This window comes from Ureibacillus suwonensis, from assembly GCF_042655065.1.
GTDB lineage: Bacteria > Bacillota > Bacilli > Bacillales_A > Planococcaceae > Ureibacillus > Ureibacillus suwonensis.
The window spans coordinates 1-18,058 of record NZ_JBHSNQ010000172.1 but is presented as its reverse complement, the minus strand read 5'-3'; the positions used below and the strand labels follow the sequence as shown (position 1 = coordinate 18,058).

Here is an 18,058-nt window from a genome sequence, read left to right as displayed (position 1 = left end):
GACGATTGGCAACCTTTTTTACATCCTTTGCGAAGATGTAAAAGACATAGATTTTATTACTGCCCTTCAATCGCTTATTGACCTTTTCCAAACTTTGGCGGAATCCAAGGTTTCTTTAAACATGGACTTCTTTAAAAATCAAATGAATAAATGGTTGGTTACTATACCTAATTATATCAAGCAATGCTTAAATATTACTGTGTGCGAAAGTTGAGTTATTTATAATATTTATCCACAGAACGTGTTCAATATTGTGGCGTTAAAAGAAAGCGGTATTGAAAAGCCAGAAGATTTGAAAGGAAAAACAATTGGTGTTTACAGCCTAACAAGTGGAACGCGACAAAACTTATTAATCCTTCTCCACCAAGTTGGTTTGACGGAGGATGATGTCAAGATTGTGGAAACAGGCATATCAAATTTTGCCCCACTATTACAGGGTCAAGTGGATGCAACTACAGCAACGGATACCGGATTATACCTTGCAAAACAAAAAGGATTAGGCGATGTAAATATAATTGAAGTGAAAGATTATTTAAATATACCAAGTGATGTCTTTGTTGTGACAGAAAAAACGTACGAAGAGAAAAAAGAGGAGTTGAAGCGTTTCGTTGCCGCATACAGAGAAAGTGCCCAATGGATGCTTGAAAATCCGGAAGAAGCTGCAAAACTTGCGAAAGAATTTGCTATTGATGGAAAAGATGAAAACATCAATTTAGAGATAATTAAGCTACGTAATGCTTCTTCAGTTTCAGAAGATACGGAGATAAAAGGATTAGGTGCTATTGATGACGATGTATTACAAAAGGGAGCAGACACATATCAACAGTTAGGTTTAGTGAATAATCAATTGGACATGTCACAAGTCATGACTGAGGAATTTTTGGAGGCAGAGCAATGAACTTTGAGGGTAAAGTTGTCCTAGTTACCGGAGCAAGCCGCGGCATTGGTGTAGCAATTGCTCGTGCTTTTGCAAAGGAAGGGGCTTTTGTCATTGTCAATTATTTGCGGAATAAAATGCTTGCTGAAAAAGTGGCAGCTGAATGCATACAGCTTGGTGGTGACGGTTATGCCATTCAAGGAGATGTTACTTCTGAAGCGGCTGTGAATCAAATGATTGAGGAGATTATATTAGAAGCAGGCAAAATTGATGTAGTCGTTAACAATGCCTTTAAATCTTTTCAGTTTAATCCTGAAACTCGCAAGTTAGCTTGGGAAGTGCAATGGGAAGACTATCAGGGGCAAATTGATGGAGCAGTACGCTCAGCCCATTATATTTGCCAAGCAGTCATCCCCATCATGAAAAAACAAAGCCAGGGCAGTATTATTAATATCATTACAAACTTAGTTGAACGCCCCATCGTCCCGTATCATGAATACAATACTGCCAAGACCGCACTTATGGGGTATAGTAGAAATTTGGCTGCCGAAGTCGGCTCCTTTGGCATCCGCGTCAATTGCGTCGCCCCTGGTCTAGTTTATCCAACAGATGCGAGCCGAACAACAAAGGAAAATCTAAAGGAGCTGATTATCGCTCAAACGCCGTTAAAGCGAATTGCCACTCCAGAAGATATTGCTGGTCCTGTTCTGTTTTTAGCCTCTGACTGGAGCCGCTTTATGACTGGACAAACTCTTTATGTCGACGGCGGGTTTGTAATGTAATCGAGTAGGAGGGAGCGATTAACTCCCGTCCTCTCACACCACCGTACGTACGGTTCCGTATACGGCGGTTCAATTAAGATCATTGACGCAAGTTTTCATAACTTCCGTGAATAGCTTGTCTTCTTATGCCAGTGGTCACTCCACCCTCCAAGAGGTCTCCCACGGGATTCACCGCTTCCTTCCTCAAGTGAGGTACTACGTTTTCTGTGTTCATCATGACTCACTGAATGCCAAGGGCTATTCTCTCTTCATTGTTCGGTCCTTCTTAGTAGTTCTAAACCAACTAATACGATGACCTCTGCTGACTTCTGACGGTTCAGCTACTGATCACTAAGTAGGTTATGAAGCGTACTTCACCTATCCGCCAGACCTCCCCGGGTAAGAATGTAATCTTTCCTTCCATCTGTCTGCTTCATTTACTCTGTATCACCTTTGGCAGAAAGGACTTTGTTTTGTTGTGCAAACTCATCCAATGATACCTAGCCTTGTATGAAGTTCGTGTTCCTCAGACCGGAAGTTTGCCGCTCGCTTCCTTCAGATTCCGCGTCACCACAGACACCCTTGCGTTAAGCTAACCGTTACTTCTGCCTTCACGGCTCGGGACTTGCACCCTATAGATTACATCCATGCCAGGCGCACACAAAAAGCCGAGGTGATGAAGTCAACCTCGGCTTTCTGCCAATATTTATATTTTTGCAATCCGTTCCCAACAAAGGCGGGCGTTATGAATATTTCCGTTTTTTCAAATAAAACAGGATGAGGATTACTAAAATGACGGTTAATGCAATGAAGCTGGAAATCCAAATGATCCGTTCATTTGATTGCGCCGGCTCCTCCGTTTGTTGGCCGGCCTCATTTTTTAATAATTGTGCATTTGTAAAATAAGAACCCGGTCCTGTTTGCACAGCGATGGAAGCGGCGTTATTGGAGCCGGATAAAAATTGCAGAAAATCCAAACTGAAATAATGATCGGTATCTTTGAGATGATCGAATACTGCCATATAATGATCGTCATTCCATGGATTTTTTTGCATGAAGCTGTAATACTCCACGCTTTCCTCAATAAAACCGGCCCGGCTTAATTGCGGTTTTAAATTTTCATAATTGACGATCAGCCGGTCAACCACTTTTTTTAATACGTCATGTTGACTGACAGAACCAATAAAGATCACGTTCCCCTGATTCAACAAGTCCTCTGTCACTTCTGAAGAAGAAAGCAGCCGGATGGAAGGCAGCTTGCCATTCAACGTTAAAACGCTGAACAAATTTTGCAAATCTTTGTTGGGAATTTCCTCGTCCGGCAGCACAATCAATAAGTCCTTGTTTTTATCCGAAAAAGGAACTGGGAAACTGTTAAAGAACAGTTCCGCATCCATATCCTGATTTGAGGATTTCATTGGAAAATGGAATGCACTGTCGGCAAACAAATAAATCCAGCGGTTCTGATCCGTTGCGGCGCATGGATTTTCCACACGTAAACCTGTCGCTTCAAACTGAATGGAAATTAATCGGTTATCGTTTAATATGTTTTTATCAAAAGGCAAACGGACTGTGATATTCCCCTCCTTGTCTTCCTTCAAAGAGTTGATATCAATGGAATGAGGGATGTCGTTAATGTAGACTATCAACTCCACTTGCGTGTCTGATATCGATAATTCTTCAGCGGATTTGGCGTTTTTAATCGATTGCGTTTTCTTTAATTTCAATTCCAAAGATGGCTGGCTTACAGATTTCTTATCTACAGGCAAATAATAAAAGTATGTTTGCGATTTTGAATCATTACTGTCCAATAATAGGTCATCCAGTCCAAAGCTGCTTAACGTAATTTCATCATTTTCTTCAATCATCTCCGGCAACTGTTCAATTTCAATCGATTCCCCTGATAACTGCTCAATATAGTAATCATTTGTAAGGATCGAAATTTTGTTTAAAATCTCTTCAGGCTGTTTGGCTAAAATCAATAAGGCCGTAATCGCATGATTGTTTTGGGTCAAAGGAAGCTGGGAAATGTAGAGTGAATGTTCCACCGGCTCCTTGCCATTTGCTTGCAGCAATTCTCTCATCCATCCGGCTTGGAACTCCTCTACGCCTCCCACAACCACCATATTGCCGGTGATTTTTTCCACCTCATCTTCGTTTACTATGGAAATATGATCCTGAGAGGATAACCCGGATAAATAGTTGGCCACCATTAATGCACTTTGCAATGTTTCCGTAGACGGTTTCGTCGGAATAATAACCAATACTTCCTGACTTTCAGAGCCCAAATACCGTTCAGGATAGTCTTTTAAACTGAGACCATGCTGATTATTATACGGATATAAGTTGATAAAAGAAGATGGAAGAATCTTCACCCAATTCCCGGTTGTATTTTGAGGCAAACAGACCCCGGCGGCAATATTGCCGGAAAAAACAACGGTGATTGTATGCGTCCCTTCTTCTAATGCGGCATGGTTCAAATTTACTTTTATTGTTTGTGAAGTGGTCCCTGCAAGAGATACCGACTGGACCGGTTCGCCATCAATTTTGATGGTCAGTGTGGATGGCTCAATCAATAACTCTGAATTCGAAACTTCAAATTGAACATAATAATCTCGCTCTTCCAATTTTGAATAAATATTGTAGTAGAAATTGGTTTCGGCAGTGGGACCAAAAAGCTCAATAGGCGTATCTGTCAAAGCTGCTTTGGTTTCTCCGGATAATTCAATAGGGATCCCCTGAAGTTCTACAGCCTGGGTTTCGTTTATATGAATAGAGAAAAAAATGAAAAAGGACCCGAGAAGAATTATCCAATGTAGAGCTCTATTCAAACCGTCTTTTCCTCCTTTTTATTTACAGAGAACCGTTCCGTTTTATACCAAACAGATTCCTCTTTTCTAATGATCCGTTTCAGTTCCAAAAATAGTGCATTGATTACCAGTACAATCCACATTTGCGAGTAGGTGAAATACATGAGCAGGGTATAGAAGATATTTCCTGCCGTTAACTGATTCTTTTCAATACTCAAGGCAATCATAATTTCCGTCAAAAATAGCAAAGTGGCCATTCCCCAAAGCACGAGGGCGACTGAACCGATTTGCAAATCCAATTCGTGAAATAAATTCACGACGAATATTGCATTGGATAAAATGACGCCAAAGAAAAAAATGAAGTAGGTGAAAAAGAAGTAAAAAAGGTCGAACATCATCTTTCGGCTGTTCAAGCGCAACAGATTTTTTAAAAATTTCAGTACAACATATTGATTTCCCCTCGCCCATCGCGTCCGCTGCCGCCACCATACTTTAAAGGTTTCCGGCTCTTGCTCCCACGTGACAGCGGCAGGGAAAAACCGGATATAGTAACCAAGGTTATAGATTCGAATGGTCAATTCCGTATCTTCCGTCAATGCGGAGGTATCCCACCCATTCAGCTGATCCAGGATGCTTCTGCGAATGGCGAAATTGGTTCCGGGAATGGTTGCGATTTTGAACCAAAAATATCTCCCTGCTTGGGCCAACCATTGAAAAGTGATGGTTTCAATATTAATAAACTTTGTAAGCCATGTGCTGGCCGCATTGATGACCCGGAACTTCCCTACAACCGCGGCGGCACCTTCGTCATTGACAAGCCCCATCACCAAATTCCATACCGCTTTTCTCTCCGGCGTGTTGTCCGCATCATAAACAACAATGATTTCTCCCTTTGATTCTTTTAATGCAAAATTCAATGCACTGGATTTTCCTCTTCCCTTATATTCGCCCACCGTTTCAACAACCCGGATGAAGGGGAATTGCGCCGCAAACTCCTCCCCTATTTCTTTCGTTCGGTCGCTGCAATTATCCGCAATCAAAATGACTTCCAATTTGTCTTTTGGATAATATAATCTGGACATCGCCGTCAACGTTTGTTTAATCACCACTTCTTCATTATGCGCAGGTATGAACACATTTACTGTCGGCAAGTCCATTTCGTTCATTTTTTGTTCCCATTTGGGGATCACTTTTTCAAAAGTTTTAAAATGCCTGTACCCGCCCTGGGCCAAAAACATATGGTAAAGCAGCATGATCCAAATAAATGCGAGTGATATATAAAATAAATAATTTGCCATCAGTTTCTCTCCTCAAACAGCTGTTTCCGGTAACGGATTCTTAAAAAGAAGATATACACTATAAAAATGCTCAAAAATATTCCCGTAACTGCTACGATCACCCAAAGCAAAGCTTCTACCGGATTGTCCTTGAAATAATTCGTGATTTTGGTTTGCCACGGGAATTCTTCCTTGACCAAAATGCGCCCATCCCCAGGCATACTTATTTGAACGTAATCCGTTTGAACTGAATGAGGATATTGATCCAATTCAATCCACTGTAGATTTGGCACTTTTTCAAATAAACTTACAAACTCCTCCAAATACTCCATTCCCAAATAGGGGTGATATATTCCGCCAATGACCGCCCCCGGAACTTCCGCCACTTCATCCAATACTTCTTCCACTTCACCAATCGGATCTAAGCTATCCGGATTTACGTACCCGATCGTTTCCGGATATAATGTCATACCGTTTAAAATCGCCGGAGAACTGATAAATAAAGGGGCGGTCATCACTTTCCAGTCCGTATCAGAAACTTGCATTTGTCCAAAAATGGCCGAGAAATATTGGGATGCCACCCGATAACCATTTGAACTCATTGCATAATGGGGTGCCTCAAAAGCCGTGGGTGGAAGCCCCCAATTCGTCAAAGAATGGATGGAATTTTCCAATTTATTTTTCGTATATTGACTTTCAATCTGTTGCAACGAACGCAAATATTCCCCATATTCTTCCAAACTCGAAAATTCATCACGCGACTTGATCTTTGCCACCGATTCGTCAGCAGCTAAAGCTGTAATCGGCTGATTCATGACCGAATCCCAAAACTCAAATCCTTCACCCGTTTCAGTAGAATGATATGTATGGGTATAACCGTGGGAAATGACATAAGCGCCTCGGCTCACCAACTGCTCCAGCACCTTTTTCAAATCCGGGGCATCATCAAGGGTGACTTTTTTTCCCGTTTCAGGATTGATGTATACAGGAATAATGACTAAATACACCGGAATGCCTTTATCCAATAAATAAGCGGCCGTCTCTGAAACCTGCTTCGGATCGGATACCGGGGATATATCCTCCAGTCTTATATAAGCCGGATGAATTTCGGGTTCCTCCAACTGAAAAAGGCTGAATAAACTTTTCGAGAAAATAAATCTCCGTTCCGAATCAAACGTATTAAAATCCACAAACCCTTTCGCCGAATTCTTTAAAATGACGGGAAACCGTTCCTCAAACTTTTGCCCCCATTCGATCACTTCCATCTGTTCTGCAGGTTCAATTTTTAAAATTTCCATTGGGCGCTCCAACTTTTTTTCCCCTATGGAAAAAACGGATTGTTTTCCTGAAATGGTCCAATCAGAAAATTGCGGTAGATGTAAAGCTCCGTCACCGATCCCCAAAACAAATCCTTCATAATCGGAAAAAAGGTTTAATTTCTTTTGGTCATCGATTTCATAGGCCGAATAAAAAACAATGATTTCTGAATTCCTGAGCTTCTCTGCGTTCACATCATCCAAATTGACAAGCTCTACATGTTCAAACAATCCGCTTAATGTGCCATCAAGAAAATGCACATTTTTCATCGACCCTTCATCCGAACCGTAATAAATCAACGTCACTTTTCTTTCATCCAATGAAATGAATCGGCCTTCCGCAAAAGCCGTCAGAGGATTGAAAATGAGTAGCAAAACCATAAACGTGGCACTGTACAACACACGTCTGTCAAAGGTCATAAAAGACCGTCTCCCGTTCTATTTCTTCAATGAAATTTTTGTAATTGATTTCTTTCATTTCACTGTTGTACTCCCCATAACTGACATGGAAATTCAATGTAACAGTTTTACCGTTCTTCAATTGATGGATTTTTAAACAATTCGCCAACTTTTCCGCCACAATATCAACGTGCTCTTTCGGCGTTTCAATTAAAAAAAAGGCAAATTTGTTTTCGCTATATCGAAACTTTTTATCAGATAAACGCAAATTATTACTTACCTTTTCTCCTATCGTCTTTAATAAATGCTCCATCTCCTCTTGCCCGTAAGCCTTTAAAAACTCTTTATAATAATCCAATTCAAAAAACAGTACAGTGAATTTCCCTCCGTAGCGGTCGATCCGTTTCATTTCTCTCTGCAATTCAATTTCCATTCTTTGTGCATTATCGAAAAAAGTTTCCGTATCAATCGCCACAAATTGTTCCACCTCTTGCTTTAACAGATCGATTTGATTCACCATTCTCCGGATTTCATGTTGAATATTGCCGCCAAGCATACTTGTAATCAGCAAACCGAAACCATAAATGAGAAAAGTTTGGGGATGCAAAAATCTTTCAATAAAAGCTGAATTCACTATATGCATGCTGTCAAACATATAAAACGAGCCCAAAAAAAAGATAAAAATCAACGTGATGATTAAACTGGCCAGCGTGCCAAAAAACAGGGAACATAAAGTAATCACCAGATAAGTTAAAAATAGCAGCTTACTTGAATTCCCCTTCGGCCATAGATAAATGAGCATTAAATGACTACTGACAATGAGAAAAAAGATTTTCAAAGATATGTATGCTTTTCTAGTAAAAAACCCCTTCATCAATGGCCTCCCTCTCTGCGATTAAAGGTAAAAGGTTGTCAAACGTATGGGTTTCAAGGCTGTCCAAGTTGATATATCCCCCGTAATATTCAGCGGAAGCATCAAGTACTTGCAACTCTTTCATTTTGTAAAACAGCTGTCTTGCCAAATCATCTTCACCGGCTTGCAAGCACATTAAAATCGCCAGGGCATAAACGGAAGCCCCTTCATATTCCACAGCCGGCTCCTTCGTTTCACTGGAAAATCTTCCATAAAGAACGCCTCCATACTTTTCCAAAGATTCTTTTGTGAACCGGATCAAAGAAGAAACATCGCCACCCCATAAAGCGCGGTAATAGCCGATGTAATATTGATTAATCAAATTCACTTCCCGCTCAAATTCATATTCATTCCTTGAAGGATAATAGGTGATAGGGAAAAATCCGTTTTTTGATACCGGCGCATTGACGAGAACCTCCCGATTCAACAGGTACTGGGATTCATCGATCAATTCTTCTTCCAGAAAAAAATGGATCGCTTTTGGATTTAAATAACTTAATGTGATAAAATCCGCCTTATGCTTTGTTTTTATATCCGCATGGTCAATAAAATAATCATTTTCCATGTTGTAGCGGACAATATCCTTCCCCATTTGACGCGCCATTTTTCTATATTTCGGAATCCCCCATCGATCCGACGCTTCTTCAAGCGCCTGAATGATTCTCAAATCATCGATCAAGGCATTCGCAGGTGCTTTCCTATTTCCGTCAATTTTCCATGAAATCAACTGACTATCTTCTTTGAAAAGTTTTAATACTTTTGCCTGTTTTTTGAACTCAAGATAATCATCTTTCTTCACCAAATATTCCATCCACAATCCGGTCGTTTCAGCCAAATAGACATTCGATTGTCCCTTCAAATCGGTTTTGATCAGGCCGTTTTCTTCGTAAAGATGCTTTTTGATAAATTGTTCGGCTGCCAATTCTTCCTTCATATCAATAGTTTCTTTATTTTCCATAAACCGGATGCCAAAAAAGGACATTGAAACAATTGATACAAGGATGATGAAGATCATTCCTTTTCTCAACAAACAACCACTCCAATAAATGGGGATGAACATATCATAACCACAACTTAATTACTAGTCAATTTTATTCCTTTAAGGTAGATAGATATATATATAATTGTTTCCTAGGGTACCAATATTTATGTAAAAAACCTCCGAAGCATTCAAGCTTCGGAGGTTTGTCTACTCCACCACTTCCGTAAAGAAGCATCTTTTCATATGTTCAATAAACGAATCGCCTTGATCCGTAAATGTCGCAACGCCCCGCTTATGAACGGCCGTTTTGAACCCTTCCGCATCAGCCCCTGCAACCGTCAAAAAGTCGCAAATGTCCGTGCATACGCCGCACACATGAACCTTCTCAACACCACGGGAACGCAACTTGTCCGCAAGCCCTGTGTTGAAGAACGCATTGTAATTTTCTTTCGGCTGCATGATGACATTGGGATGGTCTTTATGGGCTTCATACCAGGTATATAGCTCTCCGTACAACTGCTGTCCCTTTGTGCCCACCACATTGTGGGTAGGCCATAATTCAAAATGCGGGTCGTTTTCTTGATGGGCATCCATGGCAAAAACAACAATATGATCCTTCTCCAAAAATTCATTTGCTTTTTCCACAATATATGGAACAATTTCCTGTGCTGGTTTTCCCGCTGTCAAACTGCCGTCATCCGCCACAAAGTCATTGCTCATATCCACGATCAACAACGCCTCTTTCATACCGACACCTTCTTTTCCATATTATTCTTTACATCTATTTTATCATGAACAAGCTGAAATTTTGTGGCCATGACAGGTGATTCCTTCCATAAAAAAATGGCACGAAACTGCGTGCCATCAAAATATCATTGGCTTGCTTCAAGCAGCGGGAACAAATCTTTGCCATAATATTGTTCCATTAATTTGTTCAATTTGTCCGTCTTTTTGATTTCCTTCATCGCTTCGTCATATGCTGCAGCAAGCTCTGTGTTTTTCTTGTTGAAAAGCGGCCACGTTTTGATTACGGCAAATTCATTGTAGACGAGATCATCTTTGAATTGGTGGTATGGCCCATTTTCATCGGCCACTTGCGCATTGTACATGGCTTCGATGATAATTCCTCCATCGACCCGTCCTTCATTCACCCATTGCACCACATCCAGGTTGAACTCATCTCCTGCTTTCAGTTTCACTTGGTTGTTCGGGTTGGCTTTATTATATTCATCAACCAATGTATATTGGGCACTGCTTGCAGCGATTGGCGCAAGGGTATATCCTGCGGAAGCAAAATCGCTCAAACTATGGATATCCGCTTTATCGGCTTTCAACACAAACCCCACACTGCTGAGCCCCAAAAATTCTTTTGGATAAAGGAAGCTTTTTGTACGCTCTTCCGTATAAAAGGCGTTTTTCACACCGACATCATATTTTCCCTGCTCAACGCCGATAAAAATATCTTCAGAGCTTGTCGGGATAAATTCAAATTCGTAATCTTCCAAGTACTCATCGACAAGGCGCATCGCATCCACATCATAGCCGGCCGGTTCGCCATTTTCATCCACATACGCCATCGGTCTTCCATCTTGGGAAAACGCGACTTTCACTTTTTTGACTTCTTTGGATTCAGTATCTTGTTTTGCCGGTTCAGTTCCCGTTTCCGTCGTGTCCCCGCAAGCAGTAAGAAGCGCTGCGGAAGCAAGCACAATCGCCAAAAGTTTTTTTGCCTTCATTCTCCATTCCCCTTTATTCTTAAATTCTTATTTGTTTACTAATTTTTAATCATTGTAACAGAATGGAAAAAAATCGAAATAGCCAGTTTTCAGAAGAATCATGTTGTCAGTTTTTGTGTCCATGACGGTTTTTGTATTTTCTGTTAAACATCAAACAGGATTGTGATAAACCGATTTTCAAAGAATATACATAGCATCTGTACGTGAGAACCCTTGATTCAAAGATTGGATGTTCATCAAAAAAAATAATTTTTAGATTGGAAGTATAAAAATATGAAAATCTAAAAAAACTGGGGGTAGAAAGTTTCAAATTGCGAAAGGAGCAAGGTAATTTGAAACGCAAACTACCGGAACTTTATCAAAAATTAAGAGAAAATGAACAATTGAAAAGGTTGATGATCCGATCCCTTCAAATCTCCCTATTGGGAACAGCACTATTCATTTTAATAGCACTAATCATCGCATTAACTTATAAAGACGATGTACTTTCCATGATGAATGAAGCAAGTGAAAAAGTGGAAAACACGACAGAAAATACATTCAAAAACAAAGAAGAGACGGTCATTTTTGACAGGGATGGAAATGTCATTGCCACAGTGGCGCCCCACGATTATGACTATATCGAAATAGAAAATGTCCCGAAAACGGTGCAAGATGCAACAATCGCAATCGAAGACATCCGATTCTATGAACACAAAGGATACGACTTGAAGGCGATTCTCCGCGCAGGTGTGGAATTGGTAAAAAATAAGGGCGCCATCACGCAAGGCGGCAGCACCATCACGCAGCAGCTGGTGAAACTGGAATTTTTATCCCTTGAGAAAACATATAAACGCAAAATCATGGAAATTTTAATCGCGGCAAAACTGGAGAAAAAATTTGATAAAGAGCAAATTTTGGAGTTTTATTTGAACAATATCAACTATGCAAACGGCGCATACGGAATCGAAACGGCGGCAAAAACATACTTCAACAAATCGGTCAAAGATTTGACTTTATCCGAAATCGCCTTTTTAACCGCCATTCCGAACAATCCGTCCAAATATAATCCGGTTCATCATATGGAAAATACGCTGAAAAGACGCGATTTAATTCTGAAAAAAATGTTGGAATATGAAATGATAGATGAGAAACAGTATTCGAAAGCCATATCAGAAGAAATCAAATTGAATATGCCTGAAAAAATCCTGGAACCGGAAACCTATGAAGTCTCTTTTGCATTGAGCAGTGCGGCAAAAATCATGATGGAAAAGGAAGGGTTCAAATTTCAGTACTGGTTTGACAGCCATGCGGAACGCGAAAAATATATGAAAGACTATAATGAGCGTTTTTTGGAATGGAATCAAAAAATCCGGAACGGCGGTTATGAGATTTATACGACGATCGATTCACAGAAACAAAAGCTGTTGCAGGAAACGATTAATACACACCTTGCCCCATTTACATCCAAAAATCCGGAAACCGGCATTTTCGAAATGCAAGGTTCAGCCGTGACCATTGAAAACAAAACGGGCGATGTGCTCGCCATTGTCGGCGGCCGTACACAGGAAGACGTTCCGAACAGCTACAACCGGGCGTTTTTATCTTATCGTCAGCCGGGATCGACCATCAAACCGATCATTGTCTATACACCGGTGTTTCAAGGGAACCGGTTGGCGTCTTCTGTCATGAATGATCAAAAAATGGATAACGGTCCACAGAATGCAACCGGAACTTATGCGGGTTATATGACATTGCGAGAAGCTGTAGCCCGCTCCGTCAACACCATCCCCTATCAATTGGGAATGGAAATGGGACCTAAGAAGATGTTGGCTTATTTGCGCAAAATGGAATTCTCCGGTCTCGTTCCGGAAGATGATCATGTGGGAATCGCTTATGGCGGATTCACATACGGAACCAATACGCTGGAAATGGCAAGCGCCTATGCGACATTGGCCAATGACGGCAATTTCATCAAACCGACAGGCATCGAAAAAATAGTGGATATCGTACACGATGAAGTCCTATATCAAAATGAACGCAAAACGAAAAAAATCTATGATGCCGGAGCCGCCAATCTGATGCTGGAGATTTTGAAAGATGTGGTGAATCAGCCGAACGGCACAGCTTACGGATTTGGTTTAAGCGGCATGACGACGGCTGCCAAAACCGGTACAACCAATGATTATCATGATAAATGGTTTGCGGGGGTTACCCCTTATCACTCAACCGTTGTCTGGACCGGATATGATATTCCGAAACCGATGGGACCGAATTATGATCCATCCCGTCACATTTGGAAGGAGTATTCGGAGCAGATCCATAAAGGATTAAAGGATATCGGCTTCAGCCAGAAACGGTTGGCCTGGATGTACAAAAATCCAAGCACAGGCGAAGTGTCAAAAGAAGCAAGAAGCGGCTGGATCAAAGAATTGGTGCCTGAAATTTTTTACGAGATACAAATCGCCCACCAAATGGATGGAAAAAAATTGCTGGTTAAACAAGAAAAAATCAAGCGGGAAAAAGCGGCAAAGGCGGTGCCCGTTTCAAAAGAAGCAACAACTGAATCCCAGGGCAATACCCCACCGGAACATCCACCTGAAGCGGAAAAGACTTCCAGCAGTAATGCTCCTTCCAATGGCGCATCCAATCATGGCGGTTCAAATCCATCCAATCCACCGAAAAATGAAGGTGCTCAACATAACCAACCAGCGCCAAATGGTAATACGGAAACAAAACCGCCGGAAGAAGCTGAGCCGATTGAAGAGGAAAAACCGGCTGAGGAAGAAAAACCGGTTGTGGTAGAAGATGCGGTGCCGATAAATGAAGCGCCGGCAGAGGAAAAGAAGATGGAAAATTATTAGAATAAACCAGATAAACATAAAAATAGATTTTCTTATGTGTCTTGGAGTTTTTTGGAAGGGAAATATTATCGTATTTGTAAATATTTAGTTAGTAAAAACTGCACCTCCATTAGTCAGATATGCTAACAATTGGGGTGCAGTTCATTTTTAAAGTCTTCGTTCATATTCACCTACCCAAACTATCAAAATCAATATAATTAATTATTCAAACTATAACCGAAAAACTGGAGAGTACCGAAACCCTGCTTCTGCAACCTCTTTGCGTTGGTTCATTCAACTATACCGAAAAACTGGAGAGTACCGAAACATCTTGTCAGTCACTTCAATTTGGCAGCCGATTCAACTATACCGAAAAACTGGAGAGTACCGAAACTTGTCCAATCAACAAACCCATACCGCCAAAATTCAACTATACCGAAAAACTGGAGAGTACCGAAACTGACCTTTGCTGATGTAGTAACAGATATTGATTCAACTATACCGAAAAACTGGAGAGTACCGAAACGCATTATTACCGAGCTTACCTACGATATCAATTCAACTATACCGAAAAACTGGAGAGTACCGAAACATTATGACAAAGAAGTTGATAAGTACATCAATTCAACTATACCGAAAAACTGGAGAGTACCGAAACATAAGGAAAATGGAAAGTACAAAACAAAAAATTCAACTATACCGAAAAACTGGAGAGTACCGAAACGAGGCATTAAAATGGCAAGAGCATATCAAAATTCAACTATACCGAAAAACTGGAGAGTACCGAAACGTGCACTATCGACTAGATGGGCAAGAGCAAATTCAACTATACCGAAAAACTGGAGAGTACCGAAACATTTTAGATGGAGCTAGCAGATACAAAAATATTCAACTATACCGAAAAACTGGAGAGTACCGAAACGTAATGCCGACAAACCATTAAAAGAACGTGATTCAACTATACCGAAAAACTGGAGAGTACCGAAACAACGATTAGGACATGAAACGATAAAAACGAATTCAACTATACCGAAAAACTGGAGAGTACCGAAACATTGTAAATTAATACCCCACTTCGCAGCCGATTCAACTATACCGAAAAACTGGAGAGTACCGAAACATGGTGCGACATTGAGTGTGAAAGCCTGCAATTCAACTATACCGAAAAACTGGAGAGTACCGAAACCACGAACGATATTTTTACCATTGACTTCGAATTCAACTATACCGAAAAACTGGAGAGTACCGAAACCTGTCAGAATGCTGTTGAGTCAGTTGATCCATTCAACTATACCGAAAAACTGGAGAGTACCGAAACTCGATGGAGTGTGGCTTTTTCTTATGCATAATTCAACTATACCGAAAAACTGGAGAGTACCGAAACACTGAATTTTCAACCTATCGTAAATGCGATATTCAACTATACCGAAAAACTGGAGAGTACCGAAACAATCCACTTGACCGCGGGACCCGACATTTGATTCAACTATACCGAAAAACTGGAGAGTACCGAAACCCCGTTATCTTGAATGTAGCTGCGGATTCTATTCAACTATACCGAAAAACTGGAGAGTACCGAAACTGATACTCCCATTACAGAAGTGAAGGAAATATTCAACTATACCGAAAAACTGGAGAGTACCGAAACCCCATTTGTCGAATAGAACTTTTGCCGGAAATTCAACTATACCGAAAAACTGGAGAGTACCGAAACCCACAAATTAATACCAAGTACCATCAACAGAATTCAACTATACCGAAAAACTGGAGAGTACCGAAACCTCTGCTATTCATTATAACAAAAGTCTAAATTATGTTCAGTACCCTGCAAAAAATTTTCTGAGATTTGCCGGAAAGGTAGTAAAATCAACTTTCCATTCAATCCCCAACAATTTTAAAATGATATACAAAATGACAATATGTTTATTGTGGATATCTCTTAAATCTAAAGAAAAAATCCTTTCCAAACTTACTTTATCCACAGAACTTAACAAAGTATCTTTCGCAATTAAAAAATCCTCATTATCAATTGGAAGTGGTACCGTATTAAATACTTTTGGTTTTAACATTTCCAACTTCGCCTCATTAACCACTTCCCCTTTTAAAATCCAATTTCTTCTCCCCTTTATATCATCGATGTTTGTAATCATCATGACCATACATCCACGATTAACCAATTGATTTAAAAGAAACAATAACTCTCCCAACTCATGTTCCTCTGCATATAATTCCGGTAACTCAACAATAATTAATAAACGCTTCATTAATTCTTTTTCCAACAACAACTTTAAAGCAAGAATTTTGATATCAATCGGAGTTAACATTCCTTTTTTACTAGACAAAACAATGAAATCCTTTAAATAGGGCGCATCAAACTCCTTTAATTCAAACTGCAAATCAAACTTTTCTAATATCATTTTATTAATAACTTCTTCTTCCTCTTTTAATATTTCCCATTCTTCCAAAATCGCTTCATATTGAGGAGAGGAGACTAATGAATCAACAATTTTTTCATGAATGAATTGCAATGGAGACTTTGAATTTATTTTATCTAGATGAATTGACTCATTATATGGGATCATGAAACATTCCCAGTCGCCTTTATTTATAAGCTGACCATCTTCATAAATTTTCACTTCAGATGTGCGATTTGAGAAAAAATCTTGAATTCTTCGAGCTATTCTAAACCATTTTTTGTGTGAACCTTTCAAAATGGTAATTCTTCCTATATCTAATGTAACGATTTCATCCATCATCTCAACATGCCATAATTTCATAAAATCACCATCGATTCGTTATTCAACGTTGATTCTTGCAAACTCTTACCTCCTACTAGCACCTGCATATTTCCATATTGTTTTTCTGTTACAGCCATAATCCTAATAGAACCTTTTGCAGGCAAATTTCTTTTTAACCGTTCTGTATATTGAATCAATGCATCCCGATTCGGAAAGATTTTTACATACACTGAAAACTGAAGCATAATAAACCCATCAGATATCAGTATTTTTCTGAATTTTGCGTAAATTCTACGTTCAGTTTTTGTATTCATTGGGAGATCAAAAAACAAAAGTAATCTCATAAAATTATATGGCGATCCCATCTGTAGGAAATACTAAGAATTCGATGTCTCTGTTGTTCATCGCTTTAATAAACGATTGAACAAACAGGTCGATTGCATTTAATACTGTTTGTTTTTGTCCCCCAATGTTGATTTTCGAACTTAATCGAGCGATAAGTTGCTGTTTCATTTCTCTCGTTAAATAATCATCTTCTTTAACAGTTAATACCACCCACAAATCAATGACTGGCCGAAATACTTCCATACAATCATCCACTAAATTGAAGGCATTGTATTGATTGCGATGACCTATTCCTAATGCAGGATGCAATCCGTGGGCTGTAATCGCTCTTGCAACACAAGAACGCAAAACAATATAACCATAATTTAGAGCTGAATTAAAAGCGTCAACTGCTCCTCTTTCCCTTCTAAAAGAATCTCCTAACAATTCTTTAAAATACAATGAAGCTGCAACACCTTCTCTATTCGTTACATCACCAGGTTCAACAGCATTTGCAAACTGAATCATTCTTTGTATCACTTCTGGATTTTTCTTTAAAAGTTTTAAAATTGATGTTTGATTATAAATTTTAATTTGCACTATTTTCTTCCATATTTCATCTTTTATTTTTTCATCCCATTCTAGTTGCTTATAAAGCATTCCATATACCCTATAATGACTATATAAACCTAAACAAAACATGTTTGGGTTATGTGTCTCATCACAAAAAATTAATAAAATATGATATTCCGATAATTTATTAATCAATCTTCCAGTCACAGTCGTATTTTGATTATCTACAATAATTGTATGGATATCTGATAGAGGGATTAAAATTTCTTGTTCATCTTTTACCACTTTCAAATTATCTAAATATAATCTCATTTCTTCGGCTTCTGAAATATAGACAATTCTCCAGCTCAAAAAATTCCTCCTTTTTTCATTAATAAAAAAATTTACCAATAATGAATAAATCAAGGGCTTGTCTAAAAAGTCCATAAAAACAGAGCGAATGGAGAAAACAATGAGTTTTTCCATTCGCTCTGTTTCCTTATTTTTGAAATTGATTTGGGAATTTGCGGCCCATTTCAGTATGTTGTGGG

Annotated in this window: 13 protein-coding genes, 1 pseudogene and 1 CRISPR repeat array; of the genes and pseudogenes, 4 read left to right on the top strand and 10 right to left on the bottom strand. The window is 39.5% G+C overall.

The features are described from left to right. From ACFPOH_RS12975 to ACFPOH_RS12965, 3 genes and pseudogenes are all read left to right on the top strand, one after another. Nucleotides 1–214 (top strand): annotated as a pseudogene (locus tag ACFPOH_RS12975) (IS4 family transposase); the annotation flags it as partial. 3 nt (nt 215–217) lie between these two features. Further along, nucleotides 218–898 (top strand): ABC transporter substrate-binding protein, encoded by a 681-nt coding sequence (locus tag ACFPOH_RS12970; protein WP_390310041.1) that lies wholly within the window; start codon nt 218–220, stop codon nt 896–898. After that, nucleotides 895–1,659: an SDR family oxidoreductase gene (locus ACFPOH_RS12965; RefSeq protein WP_390310039.1), complete on the top strand. Its 765-nt coding sequence runs from the start codon at nt 895–897 to the stop codon at nt 1,657–1,659. The genes ACFPOH_RS12970 and ACFPOH_RS12965 overlap by 4 nt, the downstream gene beginning before the upstream one ends. Before the next feature lie 722 nt (nt 1,660–2,381). On the opposite strand, the gene ACFPOH_RS12960 is transcribed toward ACFPOH_RS12965, so the two are convergent. The 7 genes from ACFPOH_RS12960 to ACFPOH_RS12930 all read right to left on the bottom strand — a co-directional run bounded on the left by ACFPOH_RS12960 (nt 2,382) and on the right by ACFPOH_RS12930 (nt 11,071). Further along, nucleotides 2,382–4,469, bottom strand: a complete 2,088-nt coding sequence (locus ACFPOH_RS12960; protein WP_390310037.1) for a cellulose biosynthesis cyclic di-GMP-binding regulatory protein BcsB — start codon at nt 4,467–4,469, stop codon at nt 2,382–2,384. Then, nucleotides 4,466–5,746, bottom strand: a complete 1,281-nt coding sequence (locus ACFPOH_RS12955; RefSeq protein WP_390310035.1) for a glycosyltransferase family 2 protein — start codon at nt 5,744–5,746, stop codon at nt 4,466–4,468. The genes ACFPOH_RS12960 and ACFPOH_RS12955 overlap by 4 nt, the downstream gene beginning before the upstream one ends. Continuing rightward, nucleotides 5,746–7,461: a DUF2334 domain-containing protein gene (locus ACFPOH_RS12950; RefSeq protein WP_390310033.1), complete on the bottom strand. Its 1,716-nt coding sequence runs from the start codon at nt 7,459–7,461 to the stop codon at nt 5,746–5,748. The genes ACFPOH_RS12955 and ACFPOH_RS12950 overlap by 1 nt, the downstream gene beginning before the upstream one ends. Next, nucleotides 7,451–8,074 (bottom strand): GGDEF domain-containing protein, encoded by a 624-nt coding sequence (locus tag ACFPOH_RS12945; protein ID WP_342470401.1) that lies wholly within the window; start codon nt 8,072–8,074, stop codon nt 7,451–7,453. Before ACFPOH_RS12945 ends, ACFPOH_RS12950 begins: the two co-directional genes overlap by 11 nt. Before the next feature lie 220 nt (nt 8,075–8,294). Next, nucleotides 8,295–9,380 (bottom strand): glycosyl hydrolase lipoprotein, encoded by a 1,086-nt coding sequence (locus tag ACFPOH_RS12940; protein WP_390310031.1) that lies wholly within the window; start codon nt 9,378–9,380, stop codon nt 8,295–8,297. 162 nt (nt 9,381–9,542) lie between these two features. Further along, nucleotides 9,543–10,082 carry a cysteine hydrolase family protein gene (locus ACFPOH_RS12935; RefSeq protein ID WP_390310029.1) on the bottom strand — a complete coding sequence of 180 codons (540 nt, stop codon included), beginning with the start codon at nt 10,080–10,082 and terminating at the stop codon, nt 9,543–9,545. 125 nt (nt 10,083–10,207) lie between these two features. Then, on the bottom strand, nt 10,208–11,071 hold the full coding sequence (locus tag ACFPOH_RS12930) for a transporter substrate-binding domain-containing protein (protein WP_390310027.1): 864 nt from the start codon (nt 11,069–11,071) through the stop codon (nt 10,208–10,210). Nucleotides 11,072–11,403: 332 nt separating this feature from the next. Between ACFPOH_RS12930 and ACFPOH_RS12925 the strand changes: the two genes are divergently transcribed. Continuing rightward, nucleotides 11,404–13,914 carry a transglycosylase domain-containing protein gene (locus tag ACFPOH_RS12925; protein WP_390310025.1) on the top strand — a complete coding sequence of 837 codons (2,511 nt, stop codon included), beginning with the start codon at nt 11,404–11,406 and terminating at the stop codon, nt 13,912–13,914. 271 nt (nt 13,915–14,185) lie between these two features. Further along, a CRISPR array of direct repeats spans nt 14,186–15,674; the repeat unit is 36 nt; unit sequence ATTCAACTATACCGAAAAACTGGAGAGTACCGAAAC. A gap of 36 nt (nt 15,675–15,710) precedes the next feature. On the opposite strand, the gene ACFPOH_RS12920 is transcribed toward ACFPOH_RS12925, so the two are convergent. The 3 genes from ACFPOH_RS12920 to cas1 all read right to left on the bottom strand — a co-directional run. Further along, nucleotides 15,711–16,670 carry a hypothetical protein gene (locus tag ACFPOH_RS12920; RefSeq protein WP_390310023.1) on the bottom strand — a complete coding sequence of 320 codons (960 nt, stop codon included), beginning with the start codon at nt 16,668–16,670 and terminating at the stop codon, nt 15,711–15,713. Continuing rightward, the gene (cas2, locus tag ACFPOH_RS12915) at nt 16,667–16,975 is read right to left on the bottom strand and encodes a CRISPR-associated endonuclease Cas2 (RefSeq protein WP_390310021.1); all 309 of its coding nucleotides are present in this window, start codon (nt 16,973–16,975) and stop codon (nt 16,667–16,669) included. Before cas2 ends, ACFPOH_RS12920 begins: the two co-directional genes overlap by 4 nt. A 4-nt stretch (nt 16,976–16,979) precedes the next feature. Beyond that, nucleotides 16,980–18,058 (bottom strand): type II CRISPR-associated endonuclease Cas1 (gene cas1, locus ACFPOH_RS12910; protein WP_390310019.1); only part of this gene is annotated, 1,079 nt, incomplete at its 5' end.

Coding starts and splice junctions, on each gene's coding strand:
- ACFPOH_RS12965 (WP_390310039.1), top strand. CDS start 895: ATGAACTTTGAGGGTAAAGTTGTCCTAGTTACCGGAGCAAGCCGCGGC.
- ACFPOH_RS12955 (WP_390310035.1), bottom strand. CDS start 5,746: ATGGCAAATTATTTATTTTATATATCACTCGCATTTATTTGGATCATG.
- ACFPOH_RS12950 (WP_390310033.1), bottom strand. CDS start 7,461: ATGACCTTTGACAGACGTGTGTTGTACAGTGCCACGTTTATGGTTTTG.
- ACFPOH_RS12935 (WP_390310029.1), bottom strand. CDS start 10,082: ATGAAAGAGGCGTTGTTGATCGTGGATATGAGCAATGACTTTGTGGCG.
- ACFPOH_RS12930 (WP_390310027.1), bottom strand. CDS start 11,071: ATGAAGGCAAAAAAACTTTTGGCGATTGTGCTTGCTTCCGCAGCGCTT.
- ACFPOH_RS12920 (WP_390310023.1), bottom strand. CDS start 16,670: ATGAAATTATGGCATGTTGAGATGATGGATGAAATCGTTACATTAGAT.
- cas2 (WP_390310021.1), bottom strand. CDS start 16,975: ATGAGATTACTTTTGTTTTTTGATCTCCCAATGAATACAAAAACTGAA.